Below are 15,525 nucleotides of genomic sequence, written 5' to 3'. Positions count from 1 at the left end.
CGCCTCTTAGATCGAGGCGCGGAAGATTTTGTCGATATTGCTTCCAAGAGCAGCGTTGAATTCATCATCCGACTGCTGCTTGGACAGACCTTCGGTCAGCGCACGTGAGAAAGAGGCGATCATCTTGCCGTTCTGGTTCAGAAGATCACAGGCTTGCTGGGTCGAATAGCCGCCGGACAGGGCCACAACACGTACAACGCGCGGGTGGTCGGCCAGATCGTCGAACAGGTTCGGATTGCTGGGGATCGTCAGCTTCAGCATGATGTCCTGCCCCTCGTCCAACTGATCGAGGTTTTTCAAGATTTCGGCTTTCAGAATATCTTCAGCCTCAGCCTTGGTGGCGGAGTTGATATTTACTTCCGGCTCGACAATCGGAACCATACCGGCTGCGACAACCTCGCGGGCGACGTCGAACTGCTGTGCAACCACGGCGGCGATGCCTTCGGCGTTAGCCTCATGGATAACCGAGCGTTCTTTGGTGCCAAAAACGCCGTCGGCCTTAGCCAGGGTTTCAGCCAGGCCCGGGATCGGTTTCATCATTTGAACGCCATTGGCCTGCTCTTCCAAGCCTTTGTCGATTTTCAGAAAAGGCACGATGCCTTTCTGCGACCACAGATAGTCTGCAACTTTACGACCTTCGATCTCTTCGCCGAGGGTACGTTCAAAAAGGATGGCGCCGATAACTTTGTCCTTGGTGAAGTCGTCGGCAAGAATGATCCGCGCACGCATCTTCTGAATCTCGCCGAACATCTCTTCGTCCGAGCTGTAGTCTGAGGCTTCAACCCCGTAGAGAGCCAGCGCTTTGGGGGTCGACCCGCCACTTTGATCCAGGGCTGCTATGAAACCCGCGCCGTTGGACATTTGCTCGCGCTGTTCTGCTTTGGACATAAGACTTTCCCGTTCAACAATGATTCCGCGTTTTGCATTCGCATACAGCAAGGCGGCGGGCGATGGTAGGTTGTTAGCGCTCAAACACCCGCAACCAAATCCCATCTTTCGAACGTACCGTTAGATGCGCGACTGGTACGGGCGTTCGCCCTTCGACCAACTCAAACCGGAACTTCCGAAGTAGCATAGACAACAGCAATGGCCCTTCAACCATCGCGAATCCCGCCCCAGTACAGACCCGTGGGCCGGTGGAAAACGGGATATAGGCCTTGCGCTGACAGGTTTTCCCGTTCTTGGTGCTCCACCTTTGGGGGTCAAACTCATCGGGACGCTCCCAAAGACGTTCATGTCTGTGCAGGTGCCACGGACTGATGACGATTTGCGAACCTTTGGGGGCGTCTCTACCCCGAAAGTGTTCAGTACATGTCGCCTCGCGCACCATCATCGGCACCGGAGGATAGAGGCGCAGAGCTTCGCGGAACACGTCTCGACTGAGTTTTAACTTGGACATCGCGCCAAAGCTTGGATCGTCCAAGGCCTCCGCCTCGACGCTTAGCTTTTCCTGCCACTCGGGATAAAGCGCCATTAAATACAGCGTCCACGCCAGTGCAGAGGCGCTGGTCTCATGCCCGGCGAGGAAGAAGATAGCGACCTGATCCACCATTTCTTGTGTGTCAAAGCAGTGCCTGGTTTCCGGATCGGGTGTAGTCATTATTTTTGTTGCCAGATCGTCCGGTGCCTTTCCGGCGTCGATCAATTCAGCGCGTTCCGCCGTCAAGCGTTTGATTAAGTCCCGGATATCCCGCGCATTCCTGCGTGTATTGTGCGCATGTAGACGCGGAACCCATCGGGGCACGGGTATAAATGCGGCCAGGTTCAACAATGGCTGTTGACGTTGGTAGGCCCGAAACTTTTCGAACACCTGCGCTGCAACTTCATGCTCGATCGGAACCGAAAACAGCGTTCTGAAGATCACATCCGCCGCAGCGTGGCTCGTGAGTTCTTCGCACTCGATTTCCTGACCCTCCTGCCCTCGCAGTCGTGTGACGCAGGCTTGCGCTGCCTCAAGCATGGCCGGGAACGTATCCTTCAGCCGCCCTCCTTCGAAAGCTGGATCAATGATGCGGCGCTGCCGTTTCCACGTGTCTCCGTTAGTTAGAAAGACCGAGTCACCTAACAGCGGGCGCAACCCCTCACTGATGCGGCCTGATTTCGGAAAGTCTTCGGGGCGCTGCTTTAGGACCGTATCCACAAGCTCGGGCTGGTTGATCATGTAGGATCGGAAGAATGGGGTGCGAAACTCGGCCATCCAAGCGTGATAGAGACGTTGTGGCTGCGCGGACAACAAATCCTTGCGGAACAGTTTCAGATAGCGCCAAAGCGATACCTGATCCGGCCGAGGCGTTGGCTTGGGCGGTTTCATGAGCGTACTGACCTGAATTTCGACACTGGATGGTCGATGCGCGATTTCGAGGGTGCCCGTCCGGCAAATCTCTGACCCAAGGTCAGTGGCCCTGCTGTTACGCGGAAATAATCGTAGAGACCCGGACGATCAAAGGCGCAGAGGTATTGGAAGTGTAGTCGAAAAAACCGCCAACGCAGCTCGCGCCAGCGCTCAACAGACAGGGTCTGCGTAAAGGCTGCTGACAGCACCAGTGGCCAGCGTTTCTGGTCCGTCGCTACACCGCTTACAGAAACCGGATCGCACAGGGCGAAAGCGCAGCCATCGCCGGGCGCAGACACGTCGACCCAAGTGAAATTGCTTTGGTTCGACAAAAATTTTAGGTCGGAACGCAGATCCCTAGCCTCTGGCAGGAAAGAAACCATCGGCGTCACCTGCCCCAAAGTCAGAAATGCGAGCCTGGGGCCGTCGTTAGAAAGCCCGCGAACCCGGAGTAAATTCGCCAACGAAATTACCCCTAGATGGGCACCGGAGGAATGCCCGACGACCAGAACTTCATCCACGTCGCATTCAAGAGCGCGCTGGATATGAGCTGTGAATTCGGACAGACGCTTTTTTAATTGGGCAGGTACTGCGCCCTTCCACATGGCCGAGTAGGCGTAGTCATGCATCAGGTAGTAGGCGAACAGACGATTGTCGATTTTGCGAAACCATCGCAGCAACGCATATGCGATGAGACAGGCCGGAACCACCCCAAGCCAGCCCGCAAGGTTCCATAGCAGCATTGTCAAACCCCAGGCGACTGCGAGCGCTATTGCCAATTGTCCGATCAGCATTCCAACGGGGTACAGAGCCGCGATAACCGGCCCCTTCCGCAGACGCATCAGACGCCAAAGTGCTCCGGTTCCGATATAAATCCAAGCTGTTCGCAATAACTGTAGATAGGTTGCGGGGATCGAATTCGACATGCTGTCGCGCACGATATCCGACCAGACAAGTACCTCGCATTCAACCTGAACCTCAGCACCATCCTGGCGCGAGTGGACATGCCAGCCGAATAGCCCTTCTCCTGATTTCGGGGATATCGCGATCTCATAACCCGAGATGTCCGCCTGCGCGCGGCCTTCTTTACGATAGAGCTCGCGATAGCGGCGCGGATGAATTGGGTCATAGCCGGGAATATAGAACACCCGGCGCCTGCGCACTTGCGGCTGTTTTGTGTGATTGCTCATGACCTTACCTTCTGTGGCGCAGGTTAGCGCAGCCTTGTGATCAAGGTAAGTCAGATCAGCATATCACCCGAAATTGGCCAGCGCCGGAAAGGTTTCCAAAAGCCACCAGCTGAATTCGGTGAAAAGCCCGGTGATCAACATGATTCCGACGAACAACAGCAGACCACCCATCACCTTTTCAATCGTGCCCATGTAAGGCTTGATCCGATTCATCACCGTCATTGACCGGTTCAGGAACATCGCCGCCAGAAGGAATGGAATGCCCAGCCCTGCGGCATAGACACCCAGCAACAGGGTTCCCCGAGCGACCGAGGCCTCGGATGCGGCGAGCGACAGAATCGCGCCCAACTGCGGACCGATGCAAGGCGTCCATCCAAAGGCAAAAGCTAAGCCCAGAATATAAGCACCAAAGACTGAACCGCCGGAGTCCCCGGTTTCAATCCGCGCCTCGCGATCAAGGAAAGGAATGCGAATGACGTTCAGGAAATGCAAACCAAAGACGATAACCACCGCGCCGGACAATTTCGCGAACAGCACCTGATTCTTCAGCACAAAAGCGCCAAAGGCAGAGGCCGTGAACCCCAACAGCAGGAACACCGTCGACAACCCGAGAACAAAGAACAGCGCCGACAGGGTAGCCTTGCGTCGCGCCTGCGCTTCATCTTGCATCTCATTGATCGTCACACCGCTCATATAGGCCAGATAAGGCGGAACGATGGGTAGCACGCAGGGCGACAGGAAGCTGATCAGCCCTCCCAGCATTGCGATGAACATGGCAGGCAGTAAGCCCGCGTCGATGATATCGATTCCGAACATAAATCAGCACATATGGTATCACACCCGCCGCGTCACGGGGCCATTCGGTCACATCCCCGTGCTTGGATGCTGGACAGAGGCGCGAAGTGGAAATATCTGAGCCTTATGTCAAACCTCACAGAAACGCTGGACGCGCTGGGCCTGTTGTGCCCGCTGCCTGTCCTAAAAGCTAGAAAACGCCTTAAGTCCATGCCCGCAGGAGCCATTCTGCGTGTGTTGGCGGATGATCCTGCGGCCATCATCGACGTACCGCATTTTTGCTCTGAAAGCGGGCATCAGCTGTTGTCACAAGAGGACACAGAGGGGCATCAAGTCTATCTCATTCAAAAATCTGGGTGAGGAAGAGCTTCGGGCTAGAAAAAAAGGCGGGCCCAAAGCCCGCCTTTTCTAATTACTGACCCAAAGACCACCAACCGCGCCGTTTCGGCTTGGCCGGTTCGCTGGGTTGCTCAGGCTCCTCAGCCACAACCTCAAGTACGGGTTCGGGTGTTTCTGCGACCGGCTCTTGTGGTGCGCCTTCAGCTTCTGCTGGTTCGACCGCTTCAGCAACTTCTTGAGCTGCAGGCTCGGCTGTAGGCTCGGCAATCTCTTCTACTGCAGGTTCAGCAACCTCGTCAGTCGCAGACGCACTGGCTTCTTCAACAACAGGCTCGGCTGCAACCGCTTCCGACTGCTCCTCGGCGTGTTCCTGAGTAGACTCTGCTGAAGCATCCTCAGATGTAGCATCCGTCGGCTCTGCACTAACTTCTTCCGACTTCTCGTCGGGCGCAGGCTCGGCTTTAGTCGAGTTTTCCTCAGCCGTTTCAACCTGTTCCGCGTCCTTCTTACGACGGCGCGGCGCACGGCGGCGCTTGGGCTTTTCAGCCTTTTCTTCCGCGATAGTCTCTTCAGACTCGGCTTCAGTCGGGGTATCTACCGCTTCCTCAGCGGCGACCTCACCCTCTTCGGAAATGGTTTCTGGTGTCTCTCCAGAGCCGTTGCTTTTCTTCCGACGACGACGGCGGCGCTTGCGCTTGGGCTTGGTCTCTTCTTCGGCTTGAACCGTTTCTTCTTCGACGGATTCTTCCTCGTCCGCGTCAACTAAATCCATCAGCGACGCATCAACCGACACGACCGGAGCGCTTGCTTCTGGCACAATCCGGCTGGCGGTTTTGAATTTCTCCATCGAGAAATCAGGGCTGACCAAATGCACGTCGCCTTCCACCCGTACCGACAGGCCATAACGCGCCTCGATCTGCGCGATATGTTCGCGTTTCTGGTTCATCAGGAAGTTGGCAATACTGACCGGACAGCGCACCAGAACCTCGCGCGAGCGACGGCGGGTGCCCTCCTCTTCGATCTGGCGCAGGATAGTCAGGGCCATGTTGTCGTCCGACCGGATCAGACCGGTACCATGACAGGCCGGGCAAGGCTGCGTGGTCGCTTCAAGCATACCTGGACGCAGGCGCTGACGGCTCATCTCCATCAGACCAAAGCCAGAAATCCGGCCGACCTGAATACGCGCACGGTCCGTTTTCAGCTTTTCCTTCAGGCGCTTTTCAACAGCCGAGTTGTTCTTGCGCTCGTCCATATCGATGAAGTCGATGACGATCAAACCGGCAAGGTCACGCAGGCGCAATTGCCGTGCCACTTCCTCAGCAGCTTCAAGGTTGGTTTTGAGCGCGGTTTCCTCGATCGAACCCTCTTTGGTCGCCCGACCCGAGTTCACGTCGATCGCCACCAGCGCTTCGGTCACGCCGATCACGATATACCCGCCGGATTTCAGCTGTACTGTGGGGTTGAACATACCCGTCAGGTAGCTTTCCACCTGATACCGCGCGAACAGAGGCAGCGCGTCCTCATACCGTCTTACGTTCTTTGCGTGGGACGGCATGATCATCTTCATGAAGTCTTTGGCGATGCGGTATCCGCCTTCGCCCTCGACCAAAACCTCGTCGATTTCGCGGTTATACAGATCGCGGATCGAACGTTTGATCAGATCGCCTTCTTCATAAATCTTAGCGGGTGCAATGGATTTCAGCGTAAGCTCGCGGATCTGCTCCCACATGCGCTGCAGATATTCATAGTCGCGCTTGATCTCGGACTTGGTACGTTTGGCCCCCGCAGTCCGGATGATCAATCCCGCGCCCGTCGGCACGTCGATTTCAGCCGCGATTTCTTTCAGCTTTTTACGGTCAGGAGCGTTAGTGATTTTACGGCTAATTCCGCCGCCACGCGCCGTGTTGGGCATCAGAACGCAATAGCGCCCCGCCAGCGACAGGTATGTGGTCAGAGCAGCACCTTTGTTGCCGCGTTCTTCCTTGACGACCTGCACCAGCAGAACCTGGCGCACCTTGATGACTTCCTGAATCTTATAGCGACGCGGACGCGGCTTGCGCGGCGGACGAATGTCCTCGCTGTCGTCTTCATCGGCGACCGATTCAATGCTGTCATCCTTGACCGATGCATCCGCGCGAGTCTCCTCTTCGGTCTCGTCACTCTCGTCAGCATCGCCTTTGGCTTCGTCGTCTGCAGCCGTTTCGTCAGAAGGTTTCTCTTCTTCGCTGTCAGATGTCTCTGCAGCATCCTCGACGTTGGCTTCAGCTTCGGCGGACTCGTCCTGTGCCTCAGCCTCTTCACCTTCGGCCTCTTCGGTCGGCTCAGCTGCAGTCTCTTCAGTCTGCGCCTCAGAATCCTCTGCTACAGCCCCCTCGACCTCATCAGCAGGGGTCTCTGCTTCATCCGGCGCCTCAGTGTCATCGCTGGGTTCTTCAACCGGCGTCTCAGCGACATGATCCATCGGAGAGGTGCCTTCCGGAACCGACAAATCAGCCCCTTCTTCCCCCTCATCCAGATCAATCGTTTCCATACCGGTCGGCTCAGACGACACCTCAATGGTCTCGACCACGTCGTCCGATTTCACGTCTGCTGCTTTGGTCCGAGACCGCGAGCGGCGCTTTTTCGGCTTAGTTTCTTCCGCCTCATCCCGCGCTTTCATTGCCTCGGCATAAGCGCGTTCTTCTTCCATCAGCGCTTCGCGGTCAGCGACGGGGATTTGGTAGTAGTCCGGGTGGATCTCGGAAAACGCCAGGAAACCATGCCGGTTCCCACCATAATCAACGAAAGCCGCCTGAAGAGACGGCTCAACCCGTGTTACTTTTGCAAGATAGATGTTGCCAGCAAGCTGGCGTTTGTTTTCGGACTCAAAATCGAACTCCTCGACCTTGTTTCCGTCGACCACCACGACGCGGGTTTCCTCCGCGTGGGTGGCATCGATAAGCATTTTCTTAGCCATGTGTCCTTGGTGCACCGCGCCAAACGCGTTGTCCTTACCCGTCCGGGGGGACAGGCGCTTTTGGGGTGGTGTCTTGTCAGGGCGATTTCGGACGGCGCGCGGCAGGGTCTGGCGCTGTGGCCCCCTGCCCGTATTCTCGATCGTTGCGCGCGCGTCATCGCGGTTCTTCTCCGACAGGTGCGGAGTGCCGCAACCTGCCCATTTGTTCCTTTCGCCCGCCTTGGCGGGCTCAGGCGTTCAACTGCCCCCTGAAGGGCATAATCGGTCTGCATTGCCTCGTGGGGATCATCACCATCCGCGGCAGAGCAGCGAAACTCAAAGATTCGGGGCTTAAGGGCGCATAACCGCCCGGCCCGTCTCGACACCATAAAGGCAGTCCTGTGGAAAAGACAATGGGCAAACTGCATTGTGGCCGGGTCACGGCCACGTGAATCCCGTCGTCAGACTAAAACAATTCGGGGACTTAAGTGCCAATAGAGGGGGCTGGCCCCCTCTCCTGCGTTTACAAGTAGTCTGAGCGTTGCAAGCTGTACTTGGCCATTTTCTCATTCAGTGTGCGTCGCGGCAGGCACAATTCTTCCATAACGGAAGCAATCGAGCCTTTATGTCGGCGCATTGTGTTGTCGATCAGCATTCGTTCGAACGCTTCGACATATTCCTTGAGCGGCTTGCCCTCGGTCGTCATGACTGGTTGCATTTCCTCGTGATCGGACATCAGAAGCGAGGCAATTGTTCCTGACCCGCGGCGAGATTGCAGCACGGCGCGCTCAGCAATATTGATCAGCTGGCGCACGTTGCCCGGCCACGGCGCCTGCAACAGCTGCGCAGCTTCCTGGGCGCTGACTTGCGGTGCGTCACATCCATATTCTTCGGCAAACTGTTCGCTGAGGCGGGTGAACAGCGTCAGGATATCTTCTCCGCGTTGGCGCAAAGGTGGCATGGTTATGCGCAGCGCCGCCAAGCGGTAAAACAGATCCGGACGCAGGACGTCTTCACTGGTCTTACCGGCTTCCTGCAAGTTCGAAATTGCAACGATCCGCGTCTCGGCAGGGGTGCCCTGATCGTTCATGACGCTAAGAAGGCGCGCCTGAAGCGTATCGCTCAGCGCTTCAACGTCTTCCAGCACAAGCGTACCGCCTCGTGCCTCCTCTATGGCGGGCAACTGCGCATCTTCGGGCATCATCGGACCGAACAGGCGTTTCGAAAGCGCCTCTTCTTCCAGTGCCGCGCAGGACACCAGAACGAATTTCTTACCGGCCCGGCTGCCGACAGCATGCAGAGCATGAGCCACCAACGTCTTTCCTGTGCCGGTCTCGCCGTCGATCAACACGTGACCGTCAGCCTGCCCCAGATCCAGAATATCTTCGCGCAGGCGCTCCATCACAGGGCTGGCGCCGATCAACTTGTTCATGATCTGAGTGCCACCGGACAGTTCACGCCGTAGGGCGCGGTTGTCCAACGTCAGACGCCGCGCGTTACTGGCGCGTTTGGCCAGTTCCGACATCCGGTCAGGGTTGAACGGTTTTTCAAGGAAGTCGAACGCCCCGACGCGCATCGCTTCAACCGCCATTGGCACGTCCCCATGACCAGTGATCATGATCACCGGCAAGGTGCTGTCAGCGCCCATCAGCTTTTTCAGCAATTGAATGCCGTCCATTCCGGGCATCTTGATGTCCGAAATGACAATGCCGGGATAATCCGGTCCCAGCACTTTCAGCGCATCCTCGGCACTGGAAAAGGTTTCGGTGTCATATCCCGACAGCGCCAGCCATTGGCTGATCGACTGGCGCATGTCCTGTTCGTCATCCACAATGGCGATTTTCATGGCCTGTGCCATATTCATTCCTCGTTATTCAGCGGCCTCAAGGCCGTCGCTTCCCAGTATCGGCAGTTGCATCTCAAACACCGCGCCACCTTGCTGGCTGTTGCGCGCGGTCAGCCGTCCCCCATGGTCGTTTACGATACCCGAAGAGATGGCAAGCCCCAAACCGACCCCGTCACCGGGTTGCTTGGTGGTGTAGAAGGGTTCAAACAGGTTCTCGATATCCTCGATCCCGTGACCATTGTCGCGCACGGTCAGCACCGCCGTGTCGCCTGCAGCCAGAATAATTTCGACATCCGGCTCTGGTACAGATTTGGTGGCGTCCAACGCATTCCGCAAGAGGTTCACCATTACCTGTTCGATCCGCATCCGGTCTCCCATCACTATAACAGGTTCTTCCGGCAAAATCTGAGTGATTTTAACATGCCGTTGACGCAGTTGCGGTTCCATCATTGACAGGCTGGAAGCCAACGCTTCCCCAAGGTTTACAGGGGAAAACGCGTCTGCGCCTTTTCTGGCGTAGGATTTGAGCTGACGCGTAATCGCACCCATTCGTTCGATCAGACCGTCTATGCGCCCAAAGCTGGCCAGCGCCTCTTCGGAACGGTTTCTGCGCAGCAGCAAGCGCGCGCCTGCAAGATAGGTTTTCATTGCAGCCAGCGGTTGATTCAATTCGTGACTGACGGCGGCTGACATCTCACCCAGAGCAGCCAGTTTCGAGCTTTGCGCAAGCGTCTGCTCGGCAACTTCCAGTGTCTTTTCAACCCGTTCTCGTTCAGCGATTTCCCGCTGTAGCCTTGTGTTCAATGCGCGAAGCTCTGCCGACTCACGTTGGAACAACGTCATACGCAACGTGGCCCGGCGGCTCAGTGCATAGAACGCCAACGCCAACAGAATCGCAAAACCCATGATCTCAAGCGCCAAAACGCTGTTAACCTTTTCACGGATCGAGGCATAGGTGGTGAAAGACGTCATCTTCCATCCGCGGAACGGAATGCGCGTCTCCATCCGCATCACCGCCTCGCCTTGCAAATACGCGTCAGGCGGCAGCGCGGTCCAATCCGTTGTGGCACGGATCGCGCGTTGGATGGCGCCTTCCGGAGGTTGGCGCAGCATGGCCGCGTTTTCCTCAAGCCCGCGCCATTGCGGTTCGGTCGACAAAATGATGTTGCCTGTGCTGTCTGTTACCATCACCGCGTCCGAAATACCGGCCCAGGCCAGCTCGAACTTGTGCAGATCGACCTCAACAACGATTACACCGAGGATATCGCCACCTGCGTCGATACGCCGGGAATAGACAAAGCTGTATCCACCGGATTCCTTAGGAATAACCGTAAAGATAGTGGCATTAGAGCGTACGGCATCAATGAAATACGGTGAACTTCGGTGGGCCTCTTGCAGCCGGTTTCGGTCCGTCGCCGCCCGTGTCGTTCCATCGCTGTCCAGCAACATCAAAGATGCGGCACCGATCTCTTCAACAAAGGAGATAAGGCGCTGGCTGGAAAGAGAATAATCGCTGGACTGAAGTGCCGAAATCAGCGTCGGATCACGCGACAGAAGCTGCGGCACAATCGCGTTTCTGCGCAACTCGCTCAGCAGGTTGCCAGAATACAGCGCCAAACGCAGCTCAGCCCGGCTTCTGGTGGATTCGGTAAACCGGTCCGTCAGCAGCCTGTTTGTGACCCAAACTGTTGCTATGGCAGCCACCAGAAGGGCCATGACGGCAAAACGCAGGCGCCACCCAAGGGGTGCACCACGAAATGGTTTTGTCAGAACGGACCAGCCGGAGCGAACATCGGAATTCATCCCCGGAAATTACGCGGGGATTGGTTCAACCTCAAGTCACGCTGGTGCGAGAACACCGGACAATGCGCGGAACAATGCCGTACCGTCGGTACCGCCGTGGCCTTCATCCGCCGCCCGCTCAGGGTGAGGCATCATCCCCAGCACTCGACGATTTTCCGACAGGATACCTGCAATGTCGCCAACCGAGCCATTGGGATTCTCGGTATAGGTGAACGCGATCCGGTCCTGATCACGAAGCGCGGACAAAGTGGCATCATCAGCAAAATAGTTACCATCATGGTGGGCAATCGGAATACCGATCACATCGCCAGCATTGTAACCTTCGGTAAAGGCGCTATCGCTGGTTTCCACTTTCAGACCGACTGTCTTGCAGATGTATTTCAGGTCGGCATTGCGAAGCAACGCCCCCGGAAGGATGCCGGTTTCGGTCAGGATCTGGAAACCATTACAGACACCTACGGCATAACCGCCACGGTTTGTATGCTCGACAACCGCTTTGCAGATTGGAGACTGAGCAGCAATCGCCCCACAGCGCAGGTAGTCGCCATACGAGAAACCACCGGGCACACCTACAATGTCGATGCCCTCAGGCAACGCGGCGTCTTTGTGCCAGACCATGTCGACCTGAAATCCCGCCTGCTCGAAAGCGACGGCAAGGTCCCGGTCACAGTTGGATCCTGGAAATACGATGACAGCTGCGCGCATGGCGGGGCCTCCGGAATTTAGGTTCAGACCAGTTCGATTTCGTAGCGTTCGATGACCGTATTGGCCAACAGCTTTTCGCACATCTCGGTGATGTCCGCCTCGGTCGCTCCCTCGGCCAGTTCCAGGTCGATCACCTTGCCTTGGCGTACGCCTTCGACCTGATCGAAGCCCATGGCGCCCAATGCGTGCCGCACAGCCTCACCCTGCGGGTCGAGGACCCCGTTCTTCAGCATCACATGCACCCGTGCTTTCATTCCTGCAACTCCAGCTGAGGGCCTCCGGTCCGGGCCCGTTCCGTTGCGCGGGGGATAGCGTGGTTGTCCGCATTGGACAACCCTTGTTGAACCGCAGATTGCCGCAGATCCCCGCGTTTAACCGCCCCCACCCGAGGATAAGCCGGGATAGCGTGCATCAATCGCGTCGAACGCGCCGGTAAAAACCATCTCGACGGCGACCGCCACAAGGATAATTCCCATAATGCGGGTTAGGACGTTGAGAACTGTCGGCCCCAAAAACCGCGATATCGGAACAGCAAACAGCAATCCAACGCCGATCAGGGCACAGGCGATCAGTATCGCCGATCCGAGTGTCACGATTTCGGCACCATCAGAAAGCTGGTGTGCAAACACAATTGTCGTTGCGATCGTAGCTGGTCCGAAGATCAACGGAATCGCCAGCGGTACCACGGCAATGTTGCTCTTTTTCTTGTGACCCTCTTCTGCAGCCTGCTGATCACCCGGCGATCTGTCCGAAGTATTCAGCATCGACATGCCAAGACCAAGAATGATCAGGCCACCGGCAACGCGAAACGACGGGACATCGATGCCGAAGATGGCCAAAACCTCTTCTCCCACCAAGACAACAATCAGAGAACAGACAACCACTGCACCCGTGACGATTAATGCTACACGTTTGCGCTCTGCGGGCGTGTAGCCATCGGTCATGCTCAAAAAAACCGGGATGCCATATAGTGGGCTAAAGATCGCCAGCAAGGCCGCGAGGTATTTCAGGAAAACGGCGTGATTGAAAAGGTCGGCCATCTCGGGAGTTACCTCACATAAAGCTCCGCCCGACAATGCGAGACAACTAATCGATCTGTCAAACCTCCAATTTCATAGAAAAAACGCCACATCTTTCGACGCGGCGCTTTCGCTCAGAATTTGAGCAAACTGACTGATCAGTTGATCAGCGTCGGCTTGCTGACGTTGCTTTTGGGCAAAACGCCCAAACGGCGCGCAACTTCGGAATATGCATCGGTCAGATTACCCAAGTCGCGACGGAACACGTCTTTGTCCAGCTTCTGACCGGTTTCGATATCCCACAGACGGCAGCTGTCCGGGCTAATCTCGTCAGCAATGATGAGACGCTGATAGTCGCCGTCATAGACGCGGCCGATTTCGATCTTGAAGTCGACCAGACGGATACCAACGGCCAGCATCACACCGCTCATGAAGTCGTTCACTCGCAAGGCTAGGCTTAGGATATCGTCCATGTCCTGCTGGCTGGCCCAGCCAAAGGCGGCAATGTGTTCCTCGGTCACCAGCGGATCACCAAGCGCATCGTCTTTATAGCAATACTCGACGATTGGACGCGGCAGTTGCGTGCCTTCGGCAATACCAAGGCGTTTCGACATTGAACCGGCGGCATAGTTGCGCACGATCACTTCCAACGGCACGATCTCGCAGCTGCGGACAAGTTGTTCGCGCATGTTCAAGCGTCGAATGAAGTGGGTCGGAACACCGATCTGTGTCAGACCATTCATAAAGAACTCGCTCAGACGGTTGTTCAGAACGCCCTTACCGTCGATCACGTCCTTCTTCTCGGCGTTGAACGCGGTCGCGTCGTCCTTGAAATACTGCACGATTGTGCCCGGTTCGGGGCCTTCATACAGAATCTTGGCCTTGCCTTCGTAGATTTTCTTGCGACGCGCCATCGGGGCCCCTTCCATATCGCCAAACGCGATTATCGCGCTGTTGTCGCCCTCATAGTGCAAGCACCCCGTTCCCGCAAGTTCACTGACCCGAGGGGCTTTGACGCAGCGCAAACACCTTGCGCACATACCTTGCTATAGTCATATCATAAGGAAAGAAGTTACAATCCAAGGGGTCCCCAAACAATGACCACATTCGACGAACGTGAAGCCGCGTTTGAAAACAAGTTCGCGCACGATGAGAAAATGCAGTTCATCGCCCGGATGCGCCGTAACCGGTTCATGGCCGTTTGGGCTTCGACACTTAAGGGTGAAACCGTCGACAAAGCAAGGGCTTACGGCCAAGAACTTGTGCATACTGATCTTCAGAATGTAAGCGAAGACGACGTGGTCGAAGCCGTAAAAGGATACTTGGGTGATCTGGCCGATGAGGCGAAAATCCGCGAGAAGATGGCGGAACTTCTGATCGAAGCAAAAGAACAGGTGATAGCAGAGGCCGAAATTTAAGGTTTAGCCTGCAATTCTCATGATCTTCATGAGAATTATGAATTTGATTTGGCGCCCCGGTCGTGAGACACGGGGCGTCTCTGATCTTATTAGGCCATTTGTGCCTTTTTCCGGAATATCCCAATGACAAATGCACTGAGCCAGCTTCTAAAAACCACCGATGCTATTTTGGCAGACGGGGCAACGGGCACCAACCTGTTCAACATGGGTCTGCAATCGGGTGACGCTCCCGAGTTGTGGAACGTGAACGCACCAGACAAGATTCGCGCGCTGTATCAAGGATCGGTCGATGCAGGCAGCGATCTGTTTCTGACCAACACCTTTGGTGGCACCTCGGCGCGCCTGAAACTGCATGACGCCCAGAACCGGGTGGGTGAACTGAACCGTATCGGCGCAGAACTGGGACGTGAGGTTGCGGACAAGGCCGGACGAAAAGTGGTCGTAGCCGGATCTGTCGGACCTACAGGAGAAATCATGGAACCGGTCGGCGCGCTGTCTCATGCAGCAGCGGTAGAAATGTTCCACGAACAGGCCGACGCGCTAAAAGCGGGCGGTGCAGATGTCCTTTGGTTGGAAACCATCAGTGCTCCCGAAGAATTCCGCGCTGCGGCCGAGGCCTTTGCTCTGGCAGATATGCCTTGGTGTGGCACCATGAGCTTTGACACCGCCGGACGCACAATGATGGGCGTAACCTCGGCGGACTTGGCGCAACTGGTCGAAACCCTGCCCAACCCGCCAGTTGCCTTTGGGGCCAACTGTGGCACCGGAGCGTCTGATATTTTGCGCACCGTGCTCGGCTTTGCAGCTCAAGGAACTGAACGCCCAGTGATCTCAAAAGGCAATGCCGGTATTCCAAAATACGTGGACGGACACATTCACTATGACGGGACACCTGAGCTGATGGGCCAGTATGCCTCTATGGCGCGAGACGCCGGGGCGACTATCATCGGCGGTTGCTGCGGCACCATGCCTGACCACCTTCGGGAAATGCGTAAAGCACTGGACACAGCGCCACGCGGATCGCGACCGACGCTGGATCAGATCACGGATGCCCTCGGACCGTTCTCATCGGCCTCGGACGGCACCGGAGACGATGCCGTCGCGCCCGAGCGTCGCACACGCCGCCGCCGCCGTGCTTAAGTT

The 15,525-nt window shown here is 56.5% G+C and carries 14 protein-coding genes; 3 read left to right on the top strand and 11 right to left on the bottom strand.

Annotated features, from left to right (window positions below; all coding sequences use genetic code 11):
* Window positions 1–6 precede the first annotated feature (6 nt).
* From ABLN94_RS17700 to ABLN94_RS17685, 4 genes are all read right to left on the bottom strand, one after another.
* Window positions 7–888 carry a fructose bisphosphate aldolase gene (locus ABLN94_RS17700; protein WP_352994834.1) on the bottom strand — a complete coding sequence of 294 codons (882 nt, stop codon included), beginning with the start codon at window positions 886–888 and terminating at the stop codon, window positions 7–9.
* 73 nt (window positions 889–961) lie between these two features.
* Entirely contained in the window at window positions 962–2,311 is a 1,350-nt protein-coding gene (locus ABLN94_RS17695) for a cytochrome P450 (protein ID WP_352994832.1), read from the bottom strand.
* Window positions 2,308–3,522, bottom strand: coding sequence for a hypothetical protein (locus ABLN94_RS17690; protein WP_352994830.1), 1,215 nt, complete (start codon window positions 3,520–3,522; stop codon window positions 2,308–2,310). The genes ABLN94_RS17695 and ABLN94_RS17690 overlap by 4 nt, the downstream gene beginning before the upstream one ends.
* A 63-nt stretch (window positions 3,523–3,585) precedes the next feature.
* Entirely contained in the window at window positions 3,586–4,338 is a 753-nt protein-coding gene (locus ABLN94_RS17685) for a cytochrome c biogenesis CcdA family protein (RefSeq protein WP_170487518.1), read from the bottom strand.
* 105 nt (window positions 4,339–4,443) lie between these two features.
* Between ABLN94_RS17685 and ABLN94_RS17680 the strand changes: the two genes are divergently transcribed.
* Complete coding sequence (locus tag ABLN94_RS17680; RefSeq protein ID WP_352994827.1) at window positions 4,444–4,677, top strand: sulfurtransferase TusA family protein; 234 nt, start codon at window positions 4,444–4,446, stop codon at window positions 4,675–4,677.
* A gap of 52 nt (window positions 4,678–4,729) precedes the next feature.
* On the opposite strand, the gene ABLN94_RS17675 is transcribed toward ABLN94_RS17680, so the two are convergent.
* The 7 genes from ABLN94_RS17675 to purC all read right to left on the bottom strand — a co-directional run bounded on the left by ABLN94_RS17675 (window position 4,730) and on the right by purC (window position 13,878).
* Window positions 4,730–7,612, bottom strand: coding sequence for an Rne/Rng family ribonuclease (locus tag ABLN94_RS17675; RefSeq protein ID WP_352994824.1), 2,883 nt, complete (start codon window positions 7,610–7,612; stop codon window positions 4,730–4,732).
* Window positions 7,613–8,114: 502 nt separating this feature from the next.
* Window positions 8,115–9,449: a sigma-54-dependent transcriptional regulator gene (locus ABLN94_RS17670; protein WP_170348615.1), complete on the bottom strand. Its 1,335-nt coding sequence runs from the start codon at window positions 9,447–9,449 to the stop codon at window positions 8,115–8,117.
* 12 nt (window positions 9,450–9,461) lie between these two features.
* Window positions 9,462–11,153 carry a sensor histidine kinase gene (locus tag ABLN94_RS17665; RefSeq protein WP_417750531.1) on the bottom strand — a complete coding sequence of 564 codons (1,692 nt, stop codon included), beginning with the start codon at window positions 11,151–11,153 and terminating at the stop codon, window positions 9,462–9,464.
* A gap of 123 nt (window positions 11,154–11,276) precedes the next feature.
* Window positions 11,277–11,945, bottom strand: coding sequence for a phosphoribosylformylglycinamidine synthase subunit PurQ (gene purQ, locus ABLN94_RS17660; RefSeq protein ID WP_170487510.1), 669 nt, complete (start codon window positions 11,943–11,945; stop codon window positions 11,277–11,279).
* A 23-nt stretch (window positions 11,946–11,968) separates the two neighbouring features.
* Window positions 11,969–12,199 (bottom strand): phosphoribosylformylglycinamidine synthase subunit PurS, encoded by a 231-nt coding sequence (gene purS, locus ABLN94_RS17655; RefSeq protein ID WP_109311572.1) that lies wholly within the window; start codon window positions 12,197–12,199, stop codon window positions 11,969–11,971.
* 117 nt (window positions 12,200–12,316) lie between these two features.
* Window positions 12,317–12,985, bottom strand: coding sequence for a MarC family protein (locus ABLN94_RS17650; protein WP_352994820.1), 669 nt, complete (start codon window positions 12,983–12,985; stop codon window positions 12,317–12,319).
* 137 nt (window positions 12,986–13,122) lie between these two features.
* Entirely contained in the window at window positions 13,123–13,878 is a 756-nt protein-coding gene (gene purC / locus ABLN94_RS17645) for a phosphoribosylaminoimidazolesuccinocarboxamide synthase (RefSeq protein WP_170487506.1), read from the bottom strand.
* 183 nt (window positions 13,879–14,061) lie between these two features.
* Between purC and ABLN94_RS17640 the strand changes: the two genes are divergently transcribed.
* Window positions 14,062–14,382, top strand: a complete 321-nt coding sequence (locus ABLN94_RS17640) for a DUF1476 domain-containing protein (RefSeq protein WP_352994817.1) — start codon at window positions 14,062–14,064, stop codon at window positions 14,380–14,382.
* 123 nt (window positions 14,383–14,505) lie between these two features.
* The gene (gene bmt / locus ABLN94_RS17635) at window positions 14,506–15,522 is read left to right on the top strand and encodes a betaine--homocysteine S-methyltransferase (protein ID WP_352994815.1); all 1,017 of its coding nucleotides are present in this window, start codon (window positions 14,506–14,508) and stop codon (window positions 15,520–15,522) included.
* The last annotated feature ends 3 nt before the right edge of the window (window positions 15,523–15,525 follow it).

The sequence above is a fragment of the Ruegeria sp. SCP11 genome (genome assembly GCF_040329455.1).
GTDB classification, from domain to species: Bacteria; Pseudomonadota; Alphaproteobacteria; order Rhodobacterales; family Rhodobacteraceae; genus Ruegeria; species Ruegeria atlantica_E.
Note: the sequence above shows the minus strand (reverse complement) of the source record. Positions and strands in the feature narration are given on the sequence as shown.